This is a genomic window from Amycolatopsis sp. NPDC059657, from assembly GCF_042734395.1.
Classification (GTDB): domain Bacteria; phylum Actinomycetota; class Actinomycetes; order Mycobacteriales; family Pseudonocardiaceae; genus Amycolatopsis.
Genome location: NZ_JBHWEB010000062.1, coordinates 20,321 through 38,599, shown reverse-complemented (window position 1 = coordinate 38,599; position 18,279 = coordinate 20,321). Strand labels below are relative to the sequence as shown.

Here is an 18,279-nt window from a genome sequence, read left to right as displayed (position 1 = left end):
GCCCGGTTGTTTCGGTATCGGAAGGCGATCCGTCACCCCGTCATCGTCGCGCTCAGCGGGCGATGCACAACCGTACGCTCGGGTAACCACTCCGACGTGGTGTGCCGATGACCGAATGCCTCGGACGGCGGACGGCGCCTCACGAATCGACGCGGGTTGCGTGGCCCGGCCGCAGAACACGGCCGGGCCACGCCGCCGCGACTACGGGCGTAGTTTCTGTGTCCAGTCGCGGCGTCTGTCCGAGAATTCGTAGAACTCGAGCATCACGCTGGAAGCGCCGCCCGCGACGTCGGATTTGACGTTGCGGGCGGCGGAGGCGGCCCCGTCACACACCCACATGCCGTCGGCGCTTCCGAGGTTGTCCCGGTCGGCTCACGTCACTCGATTGCTTTCGCAGGCTGCGTTCGCGGCGAACTCGGTGGCGGCCGCACCCGGGCACGGCACGATGGCCACGATGATGAAGCGGAAATTGGTGGCGGCCGAACTGTCACGGCCGTGGGCTGATGCCAACACCTGACTCGGCGATGCCCGCGACACCCTGTCCCGGCCCGTCCGGCATGCTCAGCCGGTGAGGATCAGTCCTCGCTCAGGTGACCCGCGCGGTCACCAGGGTCTCGAAGGTATAGGGCCGCAGGTCGTCGGTACGGCCGGCGAAGTACCGCTGCTGGAGGTCTGCACGTGTGGGGTGGTCCACGACCTTCAGCCCGCACCGGCTGACCAGTCTCTCGATCTCGGCTACCGGCCAGCCGGGTTGAAGAGGCTCGCCGACAGAAGCCGCGATCGGGGTGTAGATACGGGCGTATTCCGCCCCCGCGTCGTCGAGCGCAGCGTCCTCGGTCAGGTAGGAGAACACCACCTCAGACCCGGGAGCAGCCGCGGCGATCGTGTGCAACGTCGACTCGATCGCCTGTGCCGTCAGATAGGGGGCGACGCCCGTCCAGCAGAACATCGCCGGCTGCGCCCAGTCGAACCCGGCCGCGCCCAGAGTGTCCTGAACCGGTTCGGCCTCGAAATCAACCGGCACGAATACCTGCGAGTCGCTGAGCGGCAGGCCGAGATCTCTGACCCGCTCGAGCTTCCAGGCCTGGGAGGCGGGGTGATCAACCTCGAACACCGTCAGCGAGCCGAGGAGATCGGGCCGCCGCCACGCGAACGAGTCAAGCCCCGCGCCGAGAATCACGTACTGCGTGAAGGCGCCGGCAGCCAGCCGGTCCTCGGCGTACCGGCTGCGGGTGCAGACAGCCGCGCGGGCCTCGCGGCGGACCGGGTCGGGGAACAGCGGATCGAACTGGTCTCGCAGCTGCTGCCATACCGGGCCGACAAGCACCAGGGCCAGCGCATCGTCCAGTACCCACGGCGGCGCCGTCTCCAGGCGGAACAATCCACGCGACACAGCCGCGAACATCGCCGTCCTGCTCGGCGCGCTTTCCATGCGTTCCTCCTTGCCGGCCAGAACTCAGCGTGCTGGTCACACCCACCCAGCCGGCGCACGTCACAGGATGCCGCCTGAAGCGCCCTGACGGCCATAGCCAGATCGCCTGCCAGTCACGATCTGCTCGGCGGCTGGGTGAACGGGGAGTTCATCGACGCGGTCATCCTCGGAGCGATCGTCCCTTGAGCGTAGCCTCGAAAGGCGGGCAAAAGGGACCATTGGGATGACCGGTGGCGAGTTGAGTCCTTTGTGGACTGTGGAATGGTTCCACTCGCGACGCCGAATTTCGGTCATCTGACAGTAATTGCATTACGCGGGTGGGCCGCGTCGATTTCCATATACTGGAGCGCATGCACGATCTGGCGCAACTGCGCGCACTGCACGCGGTCGCCCGTAACGGTTCCATCAGCGGGGCGGCGGACGCTTTGCACGTCACCACCTCGGCGATCTCGCAACGGCTGGCCAAACTCGAACGCGATGTCGGGCAGCAGCTGCTCGAACGGCACGGGCGGAGCGTGCGCCTGACGGACTCGGCGCGCCTGCTCGTCGGCTACATCGACCGGATCCTGCTGCTGATGGGGGAGGCCGAGGCGTCGCTGGAGGGGCAGAAGGGCGCCGTGACGGGCTCGCTGACCATCGCCGCGTTCCCGACGGCCGCGCGGGGACTGGTGTCGGGCACTTTGCGCAGCCTGCGGGAGAGTTACCCGCACTTGCGCGTCGAGTTCACCGAACTGGAGCCGGAAGAGTCGTTGCCGAGGGTGGTCCGCGGCGACGTGGACATCGCGGTGGTGCAGGACTGGTTCACGTCGCCGCTGCAGATTCCCGATGTGCTGATGAAGGAACACCTGCTCGACGACGTCACCGATGTGGCGCTGCCCGACGGGCATCCGCTGGCCGAGCGCGAGACGGTCGAACTCGGTGAGCTGGCCAACGATCCGTGGGTGACCTGGTCGATCGGGCAGATGTGCCACAACTGGCTGCTCGACACGATCCGCGAGCACGGCGTCCAGCCGCGCATCGCGCACACCGCCGCCGAGTACGCGACGCAGCTGGCGCTGGTGGCGGGCGGCAACGGGGTCGCGATGATTCCCCGGCTGGGCCGGGACAGCACCCCGCCGGGGGTGCGGATCGTCGGCGTCGAGCCGGTGCTGAGCCGTCAGGTTTTCGCCTTGTGGCGCAACGAGGCCGTCCGCAGGCCCGCGATCCGCGCGGCCGTCGAGGCGCTGGTGACGGCCGCGCGGTCGTGAGCTAGGCGGGGGCTATCTCCGACAGCCTGCCGAACTGCTCGTCGGTGAGCTTCAGCTCGAGGGCGGCGTGGTTCTCCTCGAGGTGCTTGATCGTCGAGGTGCCCGGAATCGGGATGATGGCGGGGGAGCGCCGGTACAGCCAGGCGAGCGCCACCTGCGACGGCGTGGCCTCGAGTTCCTTCGCCACCAGGTCGAGCGGGCCGTCCGCCGTGGCGAGCTCGCCCTTGGAGATCGGGCGCCACGGGATGAACGCGATGTTCTCGCGCTCGCAGTAGTCGAGCACGGCCTCGTGCTGGCGCTCGGCCACGTTGTAGAGGTTCTGCACGCTGGCGACCTGGATCTGCTCTCGCGCCTGTTCGATCTGCTCGACCGTCACCTCGGACAGGCCGAGGTGACCGACCTTACCCTCGTCCTGCAGTTCCTTGAGCACACCGAACTGCTCGGCCGCCGGCACCTGCGGGTCGATCCGGTGCAGCTGGTACAGCTCGATCCGCTCCAGCTTGAGCCTGCGCAGGCTCAGTTCCGCCTGCTGGCGCAGGTATTCGGGGCGCCCCAGCGGTTTCCACTTGCCGGGGCCCGGACGGCTCTGGCCTGCCTTCGTCGCGATGACGACGCCGTCGGCGTACGGGTGCAGCGCGTCGGCGAGCAGTTCCTCGTTGCTGCCGGGGCCGTAGGCGTCGGCGGTGTCGATGAAGGTGATGCCCAGCTCGACGGCGCGGCGCGCCACCTCGATCGCACCGTCGCGGTCCGCCGGGTCGCCCCAGACGTTCGGGCCGGTCAGCCGCATGGCGCCAAAACCGCTCCGGTGCACCACGAGGTCACCGCCGATGGCGAAGGTGTCATCCATGTGTGTCTTCCTCTCTTCCTGATCCAGGCCTCGCCGAAACCGGTTCCGGTGGCGGCTGAAGTGGTGGTGCCGCAGCGCTGGTGCGCCGCACGAGCGCGACACCGGCCAGCGCGACGGCCATGCCCGCGATGGCGTTCCAGCGGAACGGTTCGGCGAGCAGCGCCATGCCGAGCAGCACCGAGACGATCGGCAGCAGGTAGGTGACGGTCGACGCCACGGTCGAGCCGTCCTCGACGGTCAGCCTGAAGTTGAACAGGTACGCCACCCCGGTGCAGAGCACGCCGAGGATGACCAGCGCGATGATCGCGTCGGCGCGCACGGTCACCGGCGGCATGCCCGTGACCGGGATCGTCAGCGCGGACAACCCGGTCGCCACCAGCAGCTGCGCGGCCACCATCGCGACCGGGTCGAGACCGGAGCCGGTCAGGAACCGCTTGGTGTAGACGTAACCGATCCCGTAGCAGGCGGCGGCCGCGAGACACAGCAGCGCGCCGCCGAGCGCGCCGCCTGCCTCCCATGGCGAGAGGCAGAGCAGGGTGCCCGCGAAGCCGAGCACCAGTCCGGCGCCGCGCCAGGCGCCGACCGACTTCTCCTGCCTGACGCAGAGCGCGATCGCCATCGTCCACAATGGAGTGCTGGCGTTGAGCACGCCCGCCAGGCTCGAATCCACCTGCTGCTCGGCGATGCCGTAAAGCAGATAGGGGACGAAGTTGGCGAAGACCGCGGCGACCGCGATCTTCGCCAGCAGCCGTGGGGACCTGGGCAGGGCGAGCCCGCGCGCGGCGCACAGCGCGAGCAGGCACAGCCCGCCCAGCGCGAGCCTGACCAGCACGATCTGCCCCGGTGAGAAGCCACGCAAGGCGAGCTTGATCCACAGGAAGCTGGAGCCCCAAAGCAGTGCGACGGCAGCGAGCCGCAGCAGACTGCCGCGTTTGATCGTGGCGATGACTTTCCCCCTGAACCGGCCGCTTCCCGTACCCCTCCAGTCTGCCGCGCGGCGGCGCCGCGATGTGTGAAACGTTGTGCGGCGAACCCTTCAGCGCTGCTTAACTGTCGAACCTGACCTCGGTCAGCCACTCGTCGTGCCCCTGGGTGCCGCGCACGATGGCCGAGTACCGCTGTTCCAGCAGCCCGGCGACCGGCCCCATCTTCCCGTCGCCGACCCGCAGCCCGTCGATCGTCGTGATCGGCAGTACCTCCCACGCGGTGCCGAGGAAGAACAGCTCGTCGGCCAGCTGGAGCTCGCTGCGGTCGATCTCGCGTTCCTCGACGGCGATCCCGGCTTCCGCCAGCAGCGTCAGCGCGGTCGCCCTGGTCAGGCTTTCGAGCAGCCCGCTGGTGAGCGACGGTGTCGACACGACCCCGTCGCGCACCATCGCGATGCAGGCGCCGGGGCCCTCGCTCACCTTGTGCCGGTCGTTGAGCAGAATCGGCCAGTCGTGCCCGTTCTCCCTGGCCTCCAGCATGGCGAGCCTGCCATTGTGATAGTTCGAAAACGCCTTAGCCCTCGGCGGCATGGACGTCTCGCTCACGCGCAGCCAGGTGCTCACCGCGGCCCGGCACCCCCTGGGCCGCAGCAGCTTGGTGGTGAACGGCCAGCTGTCGATCACCACCTCGCACGGCACGTCGGCGGGCACCATCTGCTCACGGATCAGGCCACGCGGGAAGACCCACGGCCGCAGGTAGGTGTCCTGGCGCCAGTCGTTGACCCGCAGCAGTTCGACGACGGCCTCGCGCAGCTCGCTCACCTCGTACGGCATGGCGATGCGGCACAGCCTGGCGGACGCGGCGAGCCGGGCCAGATGGTCGTCGAGGCGGAACAGCAGCAGCCGCTCGCCGTCATCGGCCAGATAGGCCTTGATGCCCTCGAACACGGCCGCGACCGAGGCGTGCCCGACCGCGTTGACGTGCACGGTCGCCTGTTCCCACGCGACCATCGCGCCGTCGCGCCACAGCCACTTCGGATGCTCGAAGCCGCCTGTGGCCAGCGAGTCCATGCTCATCGGACCGCACCCTTCTGCTCGGTCACCGCGAAGCCGTCCAGTGTTCCGAGCACGAGGTCCGCCTCGCCGAGGTCCTGGTGCCCGCCTGCCGCGCCCGGCACGGCCACGCACCGCAGCCCGGCCGCGCGCGCGGCGCGGACGCCCGCCACCGAATCCTCGATGGCCAGCGCGGACTCCGGTTCGACGCAGGCTCGCCGCAGCGCGAGCAGGTACAGATCGGGGGCGGGCTTGTGCCGCTCTGTCAGCTCGCCGGTGATCAGGAAGGCGAACCGGTCCCTGATCCCCAGCCGCTGCAGGTGCCCGCCGACCCACGGCAGCCCCGAGCTCGACACGACGGCCGCCAGCGCGCCTGCCCCGGCCACCGCGTCCAGGCATTCTTCGACACCGGGGCGCAGCGGCTCCTCGGCGACGAGCGCGTCCTTGCGTGCCCGGCGCCTGGCGAGTTCGGCGGGGGAGAGCCCGGAACCCCGGCGCAGCGCGAGATCGCCGACGGCGACCTCCTCGCCGGCTGAGTTGCCCATCATCCGGCCCCACACCTCGTCGGTGAAGTCCACTCCGGACTCCGCGTAGAGCTCTTCCCATGACCGGCGCGCGGCGCGCTCCGAGTCGCAGATCAGCCCGTCGAAGTCGAAGAAAACTGCTTCGAGTGCCACTGCCCCGCCCTTCCTGTGCCGTGTACCGGGCCGAGCACGCCGTTGACGTAGTCGTTGCCGAACCGGCCGTCCGGGTCCAGCTTCGCCCGGATGTCCTGGAACAACTGCCATTCCGGGTAGCGCGGCGAGAGCACCTCGGCGGTCGCGGTGTGCGCCTTGCCCCAGTGCGGCCTGGCACCGAAGCCGCGCAGCACCTGCTCGACGCTCCGCAGGATCCCGTGGTATGCCGTCGGCCTCGGCACCGTGACGTTGACGTACGCGGTGTCGCGGCCGTACGCGGGGCTGAGCGGCGCGTCGTCGCCCGCGCCGACCCTGGCCAGCACGCTGTACGGCGAGTAGGCGCCCGCCCGGCGCAGCACCCCACGCAGCTCGGTGAGCGCCGGTGCGAGGTCCGCCAGTGGCAGTGCGTGTTCCAGCGCCAGGAACTTGATCGGCTGCGCGAACGCGAACGCGTCGGCGCTCGAGGACACCCACGGCCGGTCGGGGCCAGCCGGTCCACTGTCCCGATCGGACAGTGCGCGCACGGACGGCGGGTGGAAACGTCCTGCCAGGCCGATGATCCCGCAGCGCAGTTCGTCCACAGTGGTCCGATACGGCTTGAACCGGGAGCCGGTGCTGATCGGCGCGTCGGTGCGGTGCAGCGAGCGCAGCGAGATCGCGTCGTGCCACGGGCTCCAGTTCAGCTGGACGTGGTCCGCGCTGCGGGGCCACTCGCCCGCCTGTTCGCGGAACTCGTCGAACCCGACCTCCGCCCGCTTGACCAGCAGATTGAACTTCGGCACGCAGGCCAGCGTGAGCTCGGTGAAGACGCCGAGCGTGCCGAGCGCGGTGCGCGCGCAGCGCCAGACCTCGGGATCGCCCGCGCTGTCGTACCGGCTCGCGGTGCCGTCGGCGGTCACCATCCGCAGGCTCTTCAGCGTGGTCGACAGCGGGCCGTGCGCCATGCCGGAGCCGTGGTTGCCGGTCGACATCGCGCCGGCCACCGTCTGGTCGACCAGCGACCCGATGTTGGGCAGCGCCATGCCTTCGCGGTCCAGCGCTGCGTTGACCTGCCGCAGCGTCGTGCCCGGCTTGACGGTGACCGTGGCTGCCTGCCGGTCGATCTCGGTCACCCCGGCGAACCGGGACAGGTCGAGCAGGATGCCGTCTGTGCAGGCCAGCGGGTTGAACGAGTGCCCGGTGCCCGCGGCGCGGACACCGAGCCCGTTGCGGGCGGCCAGGTTCACCGCGTCGATGACCTCGGCTTCGCCGCGCGGGGTCAGCAAGTAGCGCGGTGTGCAGTGCGCGCTGCCGGACCAGTTGCGCCACAAGGGTTTCATCGTCGTTCCTCCAGTGCGGCGATGAAGCGCTCGATGCCGTCCGTCCAGTGCGGCATGCGGTGGCCGAGCCCGGCCAGCCTGGCCGTGCTCAGCGCCGAGTTCACCGGCCTGCCGCCGTCGAACTTGCAGTCGGCCAGCGCGATGGCGTCGGGCCCGAGGTCCGCCGCCACCGCCTCGCCGAGCGTGGCCAGCGTGTGCACGCCGACCTGGTGCCAGCTCGCCGCACCCGCGTTCGCCACGTGGACCGTGCCTGCGGGAGCGGGGGCCAGCGTCAGCAGATGGACCAGCGCCGCGGCCAGGTCCACGGTGTAGGTCGGACAGCTGAACTGGTCGTCGATCAGCTCCGAGCGCAGGCCCGCGCGGGCGCGCCCGACCATCGCGAGCACGTTGTCCGTGCGTTCGTCCGTGCCGCCGAACAGCCAGGACGTCCGCACGATCAGGCTGTCCGGCAGCGCGGACGCGATCCGTTCGCCGGCGAGCTTGGTCAGCCCGTACACGCTCACCGGATTCGGCGTGTCCGTCTCGGTGTAGCCGCCTTCGGGTGGCTCGATGCCGTCGAACACGTAGTCGCTGGAGATGTAGACCAGCCTGGCGCCGGTCTCGCGGCAGGCCTCGACGACGTTGCGGACTCCGGCGATGTTGACCCGCATGGCGAGCTTGGGGTCGTTCTCGCAGTCGTCCACGATGGCGTGCGCCGCGGCGTGCACCACGACGTCCGGCCCGAACTCGCGGATCGAGCAGGCCACCGCGTCGGCGTCGGCGATGTCGTGGTCCTTGTGCGAGACGCCCTTGACCGTCCACTCGCCGCCCGCCAGCGCCGCACGCAGCGCGGTGCCGAGCATCCCGTCGGACCCGGTGAGGTACAAACGCATCGGAGTGCCTTTCACAGGTGACCGAACTCGGCGAGCAGCTCGGTGACCGAGGCACCCGAGTTGATCTTGTCGCGGATCATGGCCTCCTTGCTGATGTTCAGCCTGGTGCCCTCGAGCACCTCCTCGGCGTCGGCCGACGGCACCACGGCGATGCCGTTCTCGTCGGCGACGACGATGTCGCCCGGCTGGATCAGCTGGCCGCCGATGACCACCGGCACGTTGACCTGGACGGGTTCCGTGCGGTCGTGCACGGCGGTGGGCGAGGGGCGCGGGACGGTGCTGCGGTACCAGACGGGGAAGTCGAGGTCGCGGATCTCGTCGACGTCGCGGATGGCGCCGTCGACGATGCCCGCCGCGATGCCCGCCTTCTGCGACAGGGTGGACATGAGCCCGCCCCACATCGCCGTCCTGGTGGTCTCGTGGCAGGCGATGATGATCACGTCACCCGGCTTCGCCCTGGCGAGCACCGGCATGCAGTCGACGAGGTCGTCGATCGACAGGTTCACGGTCAGCGCGGGGCCCGCGATCTTGTGCGACGCCTTGACCGGCAACAGCCCGCCGATGGCGCCGACGCGCTTCATCGCGTCGGTGACCAGGCAGCTCGGGCTGTAGTTGGTCAGCACGTCCTGGTAGGCGTCGAGGATCTGCTGCGACGGCCTGACGAGTTCGTTGTAGACGGTCTTCACGTGGTTTCCCTTTCGGTACTGGGTTTTTCGCTTCAGTGGTCGCTGAGCAGCTCGGCGGACTTGACCAGCTCGGCGAGCTGGTCGGCGTGCAGGCCGTGCGCGGTGAGCACCTCTTCGTCGTTGCCGCACTGCGGGATCTCGGTGAGCCCGATGCCGCGCACGCGGGGCATCCTGGCCGGTGCGAGCTCCAGCAGCGCCCTGGCGATGAGGTCCGCCTGGCCGCCGTGCGTGTAGTGGTTCTCGACCACGAAGAGGTGGTCAGCGCCCGCCGCCACCTCCTCGAGCCACGCCGGGTCGACGCGGTTGAGCCACGGCAGGTTGATCACGGTCAGCTCCAGCTCGCCGCTGACGTGCAGGTGCTTCGCCGCGCGCAGCAGCTGGGTGAGCACCACCGGGCCCGACCCGATCGCCACCGTCCGCCCGCCGGGGCGGATCACGCTCCCGACGCCGGTCACCAGCGGCTCCGACGGCAGGCTCGCGACCTCGGCCGGGCAGGGGCCGCTGACGAGTCGCAAGTAGACGCTGTCCTTGGTGCTGCCGCAGAAGTCCACCGCCGCACGGGTTTGCGCGGGGGAAGCGGGTTCGAGCAGCACCAGGCCGGGCACCGCGCCGAGTGCCGAGATGTCGCGGACGGCCTGGTGTGAGTGGCCGGGCCCGGCGGGGAGCACGCCCGCCAGCGAGCCGACGTACACCACTTTCCGTTCCTCGGTGGCGTTGTTGTAGATCTGCTCGTTCGGGCGGGCGTGCAGGAAGCACGAGAACGAGTGCACGAACGGCAGCAGCTCCTTCGCGGCGAGCCCGCCTGCCACCGAGACCATGTCCTGCTCGGCGATCCCCGACTCGATGAACCGGGACGGGAACTTGTCCGAGAACGGGATGAGCCCGGTGTCGAGCACGAGATCGGCGTCGAGCGCGATCACCCGCTCGTCGGATTCCGCCAGCTCGACGAGTGCCTGGCCGTACACCTCCGGCAGCTTCGGGCCGTTCGGCTTCGCGACCACCTGGCGCTCCGCGGACCGCAGCTCGAGGGGGAACAGGTCGCACTGGTCGAGCAGCTCGTCCGCGACGGTCACCAGCTCGCCGAGCGCGCTGACGTAGTCGTCGTGATGCGGGGCCCCGCTGTGGAACCGGTAGAGCCGGTCACCGTCGGCCATGGTCGTGGTGGCGGCGAAGGTCGGGCAGCCCGCGCCCTTGACCGTGTCCGCGATGATCGCGACCGGTGACTCGGGGAACCGGTCCCGCCTGGCGGCGAGCGCGATGTCCAGCGCCAGCGGGTCGTTTCCGTCGCAGCGCAGTGTCTGCCAGCCGAACGCGGTGAATTTCGCTTCCAGGTCACCGAGATCGCTGACGTCCCGCACCCAGGTGTCCGACTGGATCTTGTTGTGGTCGACGATCACCGTCAGCTCACCCATGCCGCGGTGCGCGGCGCCCGCGAGCGACTCCCAGTTCTGCCCCTCCTGCAGCTCGCCGTCACCGGTGAGCACGAAGACCCGCTGGTCGACGCCGCTGAGCCGGTTCGCGAGGATCACGCCCTTCGCCTTCGCGATGCCCATGCCGAGCGAGCCGGTGTTGAACGGCATGTGCGGGGTGTGCACGTCAGGGTGACCGGGCAGCCCGGCGAGCCTGCGCAGCTCGTGCACCGTCTCCTCCGGCAGCGCGCCGAGCCCGATCAGCGCGGCGTAGAGCCCTGGTGCGTCATGGCCTTTCGACGAGAAGTACAGGTCGCCGTCGGACTCGAACGGCCTGCGCAGCTCCTGCAGGTAGAGCCAGCTCACGATGTCCGCCGCGCTGAAGCTGGACCCGATGTGGCCCGAGCCTGCCTTCATGATCATGTAGAGCGTGTTGATCCGGCTCATCGCGGCGAACGCCCTGGCCCGGTCGTGCCGCTGGTCGATCCCGGCGCGGACCCGGTCGAACTCGGCGCGCGGCAGCCAGCTCAGCTTCGATCGCACATTTCCTCCGTGAAGTCTTCCGTGGCTCACCACGCGGTGAACCCGCCGTCGACGACGAGCTCCGTGCCCGTCACATAGCTGCTGAGCCCGGAAGCCAGGAAGAGCAGCGGCCCGGCCAGGTCGGGTGCGACGGCGAGCCGCCGCATCGGCACCCTGGCGCTGAACTTGGTCAGGAACTCGGGATCCTGGCCGCCGAGGACCCCGCCGGGGGACAGGGTGTTGACCCTGACCCCGGCGGGTCCCCACGCGGCCGCGAGGTAGCGGCTCAGCGCCGCGACCCCCGCCTTGGACATGCCGTACGCGGGTGGCTTGAGGAACGGCGGGTCGAGCGGAAGATGGTCGTACATCCGGGGATCCGGGGCGACCCCGCCGTAGAGCGAGCCGATGTTGATGACCGAGCCCTTGCCCCTGCGTGCCATCTCCGAGCCGAACACCTGGCACATCCGCAGCGTTCCGTGCGCGTTCACGTCGAGCACGCCGGCGGAGCGCTCGTCCGGAAGGTCCTCGAAAAGCCACGACCGTTCACCGGCCGCGGACGGCGGCTGGTCTATCCCGGCGTTGTTGACCAGCACCGTCGGCGCGCCAGGACCGGCCAGGCAGGCCTCGAGCGCCGTGCGCAGCCCGGCCCGGTCGGTCACGTCCGCCTTGAGCAGCACCAGCTTGTCCTCGCCGTGGTTCCGGCGCACCTCGGCCAGTGCCGGCGTGACCGTGTCGGCGAGGTCGAGCCCCACCACGGTCGCGCCTGCGCCGGCGAGCGCCGAGGCCCAGACGGACCCCAGCTTGCCCAGCACACCGGTGACCACGGCGACCTCGCCGCCGAGGTCGATGTTCGCGGTCTCCACGTCAGCTCAGCTGCCCCATGGAGAACTCGGCGTCGGCCGCGAGCGGGGTGGTCAGCGTGCGGCCCAGTATCTCGGTCAGCAGATACGGCTTCATGCCGTCGCCGCCGGGTGACTTGATGGCGATGTCGCGCTCGGTGAGCTGGTGACCGGCGGGCAGATCGAAGGCGGCCACCAGTTTCTTGCCCATCTTGCGGAGCGCGCCCGCCTCGCCCGGCAGCTGGCGCTTGACGTTCGAGCCCAGTGATTCCCGCGTCCGGCGCAGTCCCTCGACCAGCTCGGTCAGGTGGGACGGCTCCAGCGAGAAGTGGTGGTCGCTGCCCGGCCTGGCCCGGTCGAGGGTGAAGTGCTTCTCGACGACCCTGGCGCCGAGCGCGAAGGCGGTGTAGCTCGCCTCCGGGGTGTCGTCGTGCCCGGAGAAGCCGACGACGACCTCGGGGAACTCGCGCCGGTATGTGGTGATGACCGAGAGGTTGAGATCCGCGGCCGAGGCCGGGTAGACCGCGGTGCACTGCAGGAGCGCCAGATTCGGGTTGATCGGGAGGATGGTCTCGACGGCGCGCCGCACGTCGTCCATCTCGGCGCCACCGGTGCTGACGATCAGCGGCTTGCTCGTCTTGGCCGCGTACGCCAGCAGCGGGGTGTTGGTCAGGTCGGCGGAGGCGAGCTTGATGGCGGGCACGCCGACGTCGGCGAGGAAGTCGACGCTGGGAAAGTCGAAGGCGGTGGAGATGAAATCGATGGACAGTTCGGCGGAAAGCTGTTGCAGTTCCACGTACTCCGTCCGGCCGAACTCCAGTGCCTCCCGGTGCAGGCCGTAGGTGGCGCCATAGCTGTTCCGGCCGGTGTAGGGCTGGTCGTACATTTCACGGGTGTAGAGGGAGCGGTTGTCCCGCTTCTGCAGCTTGGCCGCGTTCGCGCCGGCGGCGGCAGCCCGGCGCACCAGCTCGATGGCTTTGCCGAGGTCACCCTCGTGGTTGTGGCCGATCTCGGCGATCACATAGGCGTCGGTTTCGTCGGATATCGTGAAGTCGGCGACTTGTAATTCGCGCATGGTCGATCCCCCTAGAAATTTTGTTGCTCGGCGAATGCGCAGGCGTGCGTCGGTGCTCTTCGGCATCGGGCGGCAGAGCCCTGCCCGGTGCCGGTGTGGCGTGCCCCCATGCACGCGAACGCCTGTCGTTTATTTCCCCAGTCGCGGCGGCAAGATCCTGCCCGCGGCTCGATTCGAACAGTAGCCACGAATTTCGGGGACGTCAAGCAAGACCAAAAAGTACTGTTAAGCGTCTGTGGATTGGAACGAGCGTCCAAGGCCACCTGGCCACGGAACGTGCCGCACCATTTAGCGCGCCTTTACTGAACTGTTCAGCGCTGCTGAATCCATAGATATATATGGTGGCGAATCGAGGGTCGTTACACCTTGGGGATTAGGCAGATCGAGTGAATCGGCGCGTCCTCCTTGACCGGTCGAATCGGCCGGGTAAGTTGAATTTCAGCCAGGGGTGCGCGGCTGGAAGGCGGCGCTGACGAGGGGGAGAGGCGAAAAACGGGGGGCGGTGCGACGCGTGTGCGGGTCGTACCACCGGTATTCGGCATGCCTGCGACCGGGTTTGCTGGAATTGGGCTGTCGTATCGCTGTCAGGCCGCTGACAGATCGCTGAAACCGGCCCAAATGTCCGATTTGCGCGAGATACATTTCAACGAAGTGAAATGTAGGTGAGCGCCAGGCTGAATTGATTTATCGCGAGAGGACTTACTGTGGGCGAAATTGTCCAGGAGTCGCCGAATCGGACGGCGGGCATGTTCGGGAGCCGGTGTGTGATATCCGCGCGCTGGTCGGCGGTCATGCGGCATCGCCGAAATGACAGGCGCATGGTGCCGAGCGCGTGGAGGACCCGCTGCCTGCGGGCAGGCGAGATCCACGAATTCATCCTCTGCACGCCCTCGGCCGACCGTTCCGAGCCCATGGACGACGTCTCCTACCTGGGCTTCGCCGAGATCCTCGACGGCGGGGTGCTCGCCGTCGGCGACGAACTGCGCTCCGGCGAGCACCTGCTGGGCACCGTGCACGGCTTCGACGAGACCCACTTTCCCAACCACTACAACATTCTGATCGCCGCACAACGGCTGGACACCGGCGTCGAGCTCGGGCTCGAGGTCGGCGGCGGCATCAGGCTGGCAGCCGGCTGACCGGCTCGACTTCCTTTGGGGGACTTTGTGTCTGTTCCGACGCTCAACTACGAAAGTCTTGTCCGCAAGAACCACGGCACCGCCGTCGGCAGGGACAAGGTGATCAAGCTCGCGTGCATACTCTGCGAGACCGAGGTGACCGACCCCCGGCTCAACCGGTGCCCCGAGTGCAAGGGCGCGGTCGACGCCGTCTACGACCTCGGCCAGGTCCGCCTCGACGCCGAGGTCACCCCGGACGTGCTGCGCCGCTACTTCCCGCTGCTTCCCTTGCGGGACAAGGAAAACAGTGGCTGGCTCGGTGAGGGCAACACGCCGTGCTTCCAGGTGCCGTCGCTGGCGGAGAAACTCGGCATCGGGCAGCTGTGGTTCAAGGACGAGTCGGCCAACCCGACCTACTCGACCAAGGACCGGATCGCCTCGGTCGGGCTGGCGCGCTTCGCCGAGCTCGGCGTGCGCGACCTGGTGCTCTCCTCGACCGGCAACAGCTCGACCGCGTACGCCCGCGGCGTTCAGCTGCGCCCGGGGTTCAACCTGAACATCTTCGTCGGCCGTGACTTCGTCAACCGCCTCAACTACGAGGACCACCCCGCGATCGCGACGCACGTCGTCGACGGCGCGTTCGTCGCGGCCGGCAAGGTCGGCATGCAGTACGCCAAGGACAACGGCTACTTCTGGGAAGGCGGCTTCTTCAACTACGCCCGCCGTGAAGGCCTCAAGCTCGCCTACCTCGAGGCGTTCGACGCCATGACCGAGCAGCCGAACTTCGTCTTCCAGGCGATCAGCAGCGGAATGGGCCTGATGGGGGCGTTCAAGGGCGCCATCGAGTACCGCGAGCTCGGCAGGATGGATCGCCTGCCCGCGTTCATGGCCGTGCAGCAGGAAAGCTGCGCGCCGATGGCACACGCCTTCGGCGAGGACGTCGACGCGATCGCCGAGCGCCACATCATCCGCGAGCCGAAGGGACTGGCCTACGCGATCCTGCGTGGCGACCCGACCGGCACCTACCCGTACATCAGGGGACTGTGCCAGCAGAGCGGCGGCCGGATCCTCGCGGCGCCGGAAACGGGCATCCACGAGGCACGCGCGCTGCTCGACAGCGTCGGCCTGCGTCCGTGCTTCGCGAGCGCGACCTCGTTCGCGGGCGCGATCAAGGCTGCCCGCGAAGGCGTGCTGGGCAAGGACTCCGTGGTGCTGGTGAACCTCACCGGCGCCGACCGGCCAGCGGTGCAGATCCCCCAGGCGTACTCCACCTGGACGGCGGACGCGGCATGACCCAGCTCGCCCATCCGGTCCAGCAGCCGCGGCCTGCCGCCGCGCCTGCGCCGATCGCGGCCGACGCCGTGCTCGGCGGGCTCGCGGCGGCCGGGGTGCGGACCGTGGTCGGGTTCCCCGGCGAGACCTCGCTGCCCCTTTACCTCGCGGCACAGCGGCAGGACGCGATCCGGCACGTGATGGCGCGCTGCCCGCGCTGCGCCGGCTACATGGCGGAGGCCTACGCGCGGATCTCCGGTGAGGTCGGCGTCTGCGACGCGCCAGGCGGGATCGGCTCGCCGTTCACCGTGCCCGCGCTGCTCGAGGCGTACAACAGCTCCACCCCGCTCGTGTTCGTCGCGAGCGGGGTGTCCAGGACCAACGCGGGCCGGTGGACCACGGGGGAGTGCGCGCAGCAGGAGCTCTTCGGCGCGGTGACCAAGGATTCGGTACGCGTCGAGCTGCCGGAGGACGTCGCGGGGCACCTCGTCAGCGCGGTGCACACCGCGGCCGCTCCCCGAGGCGGCCCGGTGTTCGTCGAGATCCCGTCCGACGTGCTGGCCGCGCCGGTGGCGGACGCCCGTCCCGCGTCCGCCGTCCAGGAACCGCTGCGCGCCGCGCCCACCGCGGCCGCGGTGGCGCTGATCGCCGACCACGTCCGTACCGCGCGGTCGGTGGTCATCGTCGCGGGCGGCGGGGTGCACCAGGGTGACGCGGCCGCCGAGCTGCGTGACCTGGTGGCGGCGACCGGGTTGCCGGTCGCGACCACGCTCAACGGCAAGGGCGCCGTCGACGAGCGGCTGCCGTTCGCCGCGGGCGTCACCGGCGCGAAAGGTTCCTTCGCCGCCAACGACTTCGTGCGCTGCGCCGACGTCGTGCTCGCGATCGGGACGAAGCTCGGTGACAAGTCGACCGACAAGTACCGGTGGCCGCGCGAAGGCCAGGTGGTGGTGCACGTCGACTCGAGCCCTGCCGAGCTGGCCAGGCGCGGGCATCCGAGTGTGCCGGTGCTGGCCGACGCGGGCGAGTTCTGCCGGGCGCTCACCGGCGAACTGGCCGGTTACCGCTATCCGGGCCCGTTGCCGGTGGCGAGCCCGGTGTTCTGGGACAGGGGCCTGACCGATCACCTGTGCAACCGGCTCTCCGGCGAACTCGGCGAAGAGGACATCGTGGTCGCCGACGCCAGCGTGTCCAGCGGCTGGGCGGGCGCGGCCATCCGGTTCTCCGGTGGCAGGCAGCGGCTGCTGACCCCGCGCGGCAGCGGCAGCATCAGCTACGCGCTGCCTGCCGCGCTCGGCGCGAAGCTCGCCAGGCCGGACGCCAGGGTGTTCGGCATCGGCGGCGACGGCGGCCTCTCGATCGCCATGCACGAGTTCGAGACGGCGGTCCGCAACGACCTGCCGATCACCTATTTCCTGCTCAACAACGAGCGGCTCGGCCTGATCGACCGGCACGCGGTCGACCTGCTGGGCGGCGGACCGGTCAGCGCCGGGTTCGGCTCGCTCGACTGGCAGGCCATCGCGGCCGCGTTCGGCTGGCGCGGCCTGCGCGTGGGCTCCGGCGCCGAACTGGACGCCGTCTGGGACGAGGCCGTCGCCGGGACCGGGCCCACCCTCGTCGAATGCGTGGTGCCCGCCGACGAAGGCGCACCCGACTTCATCGTCACCAAGCAAGGAGAACGGAAAGCATGAGCATCCTGTTGCTGCACACGAAGAACCTGAGCCGCCGCAGGCACCTGGCGAGGGCCAGGGATTACGCGCGCGAGCACGGCGAGCGCCTGCTGCTGATCGTCAAGGAGCCGACCTGGGAGCACGAATACGTCGACAGGGTCGTGCTCGCCGACACCACCAGCATCCCGGAGACCGTCGAGGTGGCGAAGCGGCTGGCCGAGGAGGAGACCGAGCCGATCCGCGCGGTGCTGACGTTCGTCGAGCACAGCGTGCCGTCGGCCGCCGCCGTCGCCGCCGAGTTCGGCCTGCCGCACGTGAGCCCCCGCACCGCCTACATCGCGCGTGACAAGTACGCGATGCGTGAGGCGTTCGCCGAGGCGGGCAACGTCCCGCAGCCGCGCTTCGGGCTGGCCCGCACGGTCGAGGAGGCGAAGAAGGTCGCCGAGACGGTCGGCTATCCGCTGATCCTCAAGCCGTTCATCGGCGGCGGTAGCATGTACGTCCGCAGCATCGAGAACGAGGCGGAGCTCGACGAGTTCTTCGACTTCATCCGCGACGGCGCGTGGGACGGCTTCGACTACGACCCGCTCTACCGCGACGCGGTCGAGGAGTACGGACTGGCGATCCTCGTCGAGGAGTTCGTGCCGGGCGTCGAGATCAGCGTCGAGTCGCTGGTGGTCAACGGCGAGACGCACTGCATCGCCATCCACGACAAGCCGCTGCCGACAGGCCCGTACTTCGAAGAGGTCTACGCCTGCACCCCGACGCGGCTCTCGCCCGAGCAGGTGGACGTGCTCTACGCCGCCACCGCGGCCGCGCACAAGGCACTCGGCATCGACACGGGCGCGACGCACGTCGAATTCCGCCTGCGTGACGGCAAGGAGCCGGTGATCCTCGAAGCCGCCGCGCGCCTCGGCGGCGGGCCGATCTACCGCTCGGTGCAGCTGAGCACCGGTGTCGACATGGTCGAGGGCGTGCTCGACCTCGCCATGGGCCGCACCCCGGTGGTCGAGCCGTGGGAAAAGCCGGTGTGGACCGGTTTCCGCAACATCTTCCCGAGCGAGGCCGGCAAGCTCACCGAGATCACCGGTCTCCCCGAAGCCGACGCCGACCCGAACGTCCACGACATCGAGATCTACCGCAAGCCAGGCGACTTCCTGAACGTGCCGCCGCACACCTTCCAGGGCCACGGCCACGTCATGTTCACCGCGGACTCCGAGGCGGAACTGGACAAGCGGTTCGACGGCCTGCTGCGGTCGATCCGTTTCCTGGTCGAGTAAATCCGCTCGACGGCTCGTCTCGCGTTCCACCTCCGAAG

The 18,279-nt window shown here is 69.4% G+C and carries 16 protein-coding genes; 5 read left to right on the top strand and 11 right to left on the bottom strand.

The features are described 5' to 3' along the window. Nucleotides 1–586 precede the first annotated feature (586 nt). On the bottom strand, nucleotides 587–1,432 hold the full coding sequence (locus ACFV15_RS29090) for a class I SAM-dependent methyltransferase (RefSeq protein ID WP_378354048.1): 846 nt from the start codon (nucleotides 1,430–1,432) through the stop codon (nucleotides 587–589). A gap of 350 nt (nucleotides 1,433–1,782) precedes the next feature. Between ACFV15_RS29090 and ACFV15_RS29085 the strand changes: the two genes are divergently transcribed. Next, a complete protein-coding gene (locus ACFV15_RS29085; protein WP_378354047.1) occupies nucleotides 1,783–2,679 on the top strand; it encodes a LysR family transcriptional regulator in 897 nt (298 codons plus the stop codon). 1 nt (nucleotide 2,680) lies between these two features. On the opposite strand, the gene ACFV15_RS29080 is transcribed toward ACFV15_RS29085, so the two are convergent. The 10 genes from ACFV15_RS29080 to ACFV15_RS29035 form a co-directional block, all read right to left on the bottom strand. Beyond that, complete coding sequence (locus ACFV15_RS29080; RefSeq protein ID WP_378354045.1) at nucleotides 2,681–3,526, bottom strand: aldo/keto reductase; 846 nt, start codon at nucleotides 3,524–3,526, stop codon at nucleotides 2,681–2,683. Then, the gene (locus ACFV15_RS29075; protein ID WP_378354079.1) at nucleotides 3,519–4,445 is read right to left on the bottom strand and encodes a DMT family transporter; all 927 of its coding nucleotides are present in this window, start codon (nucleotides 4,443–4,445) and stop codon (nucleotides 3,519–3,521) included. Before ACFV15_RS29075 ends, ACFV15_RS29080 begins: the two co-directional genes overlap by 8 nt. Before the next feature lie 127 nt (nucleotides 4,446–4,572). Continuing rightward, the gene (ilvE, locus tag ACFV15_RS29070) at nucleotides 4,573–5,529 is read right to left on the bottom strand and encodes a branched-chain-amino-acid transaminase (RefSeq protein ID WP_378354044.1); all 957 of its coding nucleotides are present in this window, start codon (nucleotides 5,527–5,529) and stop codon (nucleotides 4,573–4,575) included. Beyond that, nucleotides 5,526–6,182, bottom strand: coding sequence for an HAD family hydrolase (locus ACFV15_RS29065; RefSeq protein WP_378354042.1), 657 nt, complete (start codon nucleotides 6,180–6,182; stop codon nucleotides 5,526–5,528). Before ACFV15_RS29065 ends, ilvE begins: the two co-directional genes overlap by 4 nt. Continuing rightward, complete coding sequence (locus tag ACFV15_RS29060; RefSeq protein ID WP_378354041.1) at nucleotides 6,143–7,501, bottom strand: D-arabinono-1,4-lactone oxidase; 1,359 nt, start codon at nucleotides 7,499–7,501, stop codon at nucleotides 6,143–6,145. Before ACFV15_RS29060 ends, ACFV15_RS29065 begins: the two co-directional genes overlap by 40 nt. Next, nucleotides 7,498–8,373 (bottom strand): dTDP-4-dehydrorhamnose reductase, encoded by an 876-nt coding sequence (rfbD, locus tag ACFV15_RS29055; RefSeq protein WP_378354040.1) that lies wholly within the window; start codon nucleotides 8,371–8,373, stop codon nucleotides 7,498–7,500. Before rfbD ends, ACFV15_RS29060 begins: the two co-directional genes overlap by 4 nt. Before the next feature lie 11 nt (nucleotides 8,374–8,384). After that, nucleotides 8,385–9,059: an RraA family protein gene (locus ACFV15_RS29050; RefSeq protein ID WP_378354038.1), complete on the bottom strand. Its 675-nt coding sequence runs from the start codon at nucleotides 9,057–9,059 to the stop codon at nucleotides 8,385–8,387. Nucleotides 9,060–9,091: 32 nt separating this feature from the next. Beyond that, on the bottom strand, nucleotides 9,092–11,011 hold the full coding sequence (locus ACFV15_RS29045) for a transketolase C-terminal domain-containing protein (RefSeq protein ID WP_378354037.1): 1,920 nt from the start codon (nucleotides 11,009–11,011) through the stop codon (nucleotides 9,092–9,094). Nucleotides 11,012–11,037: 26 nt separating this feature from the next. Beyond that, nucleotides 11,038–11,853, bottom strand: coding sequence for an SDR family oxidoreductase (locus tag ACFV15_RS29040; RefSeq protein ID WP_378354036.1), 816 nt, complete (start codon nucleotides 11,851–11,853; stop codon nucleotides 11,038–11,040). 1 nt (nucleotide 11,854) lies between these two features. Then, nucleotides 11,855–12,904, bottom strand: coding sequence for an N-acetylneuraminate synthase family protein (locus ACFV15_RS29035; RefSeq protein ID WP_378354034.1), 1,050 nt, complete (start codon nucleotides 12,902–12,904; stop codon nucleotides 11,855–11,857). 746 nt (nucleotides 12,905–13,650) lie between these two features. Between ACFV15_RS29035 and ACFV15_RS29030 the strand changes: the two genes are divergently transcribed. From ACFV15_RS29030 to ACFV15_RS29015, 4 genes are read left to right on the top strand one after another with little or no spacing between them, the layout of a single operon-like run. Continuing rightward, nucleotides 13,651–14,040, top strand: a complete 390-nt coding sequence (locus ACFV15_RS29030; protein WP_378354077.1) for a DUF6917 domain-containing protein — start codon at nucleotides 13,651–13,653, stop codon at nucleotides 14,038–14,040. Between the two features lie 27 nt (nucleotides 14,041–14,067). Then, the gene (locus ACFV15_RS29025; protein ID WP_378354033.1) at nucleotides 14,068–15,312 is read left to right on the top strand and encodes a pyridoxal-phosphate dependent enzyme; all 1,245 of its coding nucleotides are present in this window, start codon (nucleotides 14,068–14,070) and stop codon (nucleotides 15,310–15,312) included. After that, entirely contained in the window at nucleotides 15,309–16,982 is a 1,674-nt protein-coding gene (locus tag ACFV15_RS29020; protein ID WP_378354031.1) for a thiamine pyrophosphate-binding protein, read from the top strand. The genes ACFV15_RS29025 and ACFV15_RS29020 overlap by 4 nt, the downstream gene beginning before the upstream one ends. Next, nucleotides 16,979–18,241: an ATP-grasp domain-containing protein gene (locus ACFV15_RS29015; protein ID WP_378354029.1), complete on the top strand. Its 1,263-nt coding sequence runs from the start codon at nucleotides 16,979–16,981 to the stop codon at nucleotides 18,239–18,241. The genes ACFV15_RS29020 and ACFV15_RS29015 overlap by 4 nt, the downstream gene beginning before the upstream one ends. Nucleotides 18,242–18,279: the final 38 nt, after the last annotated feature.

Bases quoted from the DNA above. Each gene is read 5' to 3' on its own strand.
- rfbD (WP_378354040.1), bottom strand. From the start codon at position 8,373: ATGCGTTTGTACCTCACCGGGTCCGACGGGATGCTCGGCACCGCGCTG.
- ACFV15_RS29035 (WP_378354034.1), bottom strand. From the start codon at position 12,904: ATGCGCGAATTACAAGTCGCCGACTTCACGATATCCGACGAAACCGAC.
- ACFV15_RS29060 (WP_378354041.1), bottom strand. From the start codon at position 7,501: ATGAAACCCTTGTGGCGCAACTGGTCCGGCAGCGCGCACTGCACACCG.
- ACFV15_RS29020 (WP_378354031.1), top strand. From the start codon at position 15,309: ATGACCCAGCTCGCCCATCCGGTCCAGCAGCCGCGGCCTGCCGCCGCG.
- ACFV15_RS29085 (WP_378354047.1), top strand. From the start codon at position 1,783: ATGCACGATCTGGCGCAACTGCGCGCACTGCACGCGGTCGCCCGTAAC.
- ACFV15_RS29015 (WP_378354029.1), top strand. From the start codon at position 16,979: ATGAGCATCCTGTTGCTGCACACGAAGAACCTGAGCCGCCGCAGGCAC.
- ACFV15_RS29080 (WP_378354045.1), bottom strand. From the start codon at position 3,526: ATGGATGACACCTTCGCCATCGGCGGTGACCTCGTGGTGCACCGGAGC.
- ilvE (WP_378354044.1), bottom strand. From the start codon at position 5,529: ATGAGCATGGACTCGCTGGCCACAGGCGGCTTCGAGCATCCGAAGTGG.
- ACFV15_RS29090 (WP_378354048.1), bottom strand. From the start codon at position 1,432: ATGGAAAGCGCGCCGAGCAGGACGGCGATGTTCGCGGCTGTGTCGCGT.
- ACFV15_RS29030 (WP_378354077.1), top strand. From the start codon at position 13,651: ATGTTCGGGAGCCGGTGTGTGATATCCGCGCGCTGGTCGGCGGTCATG.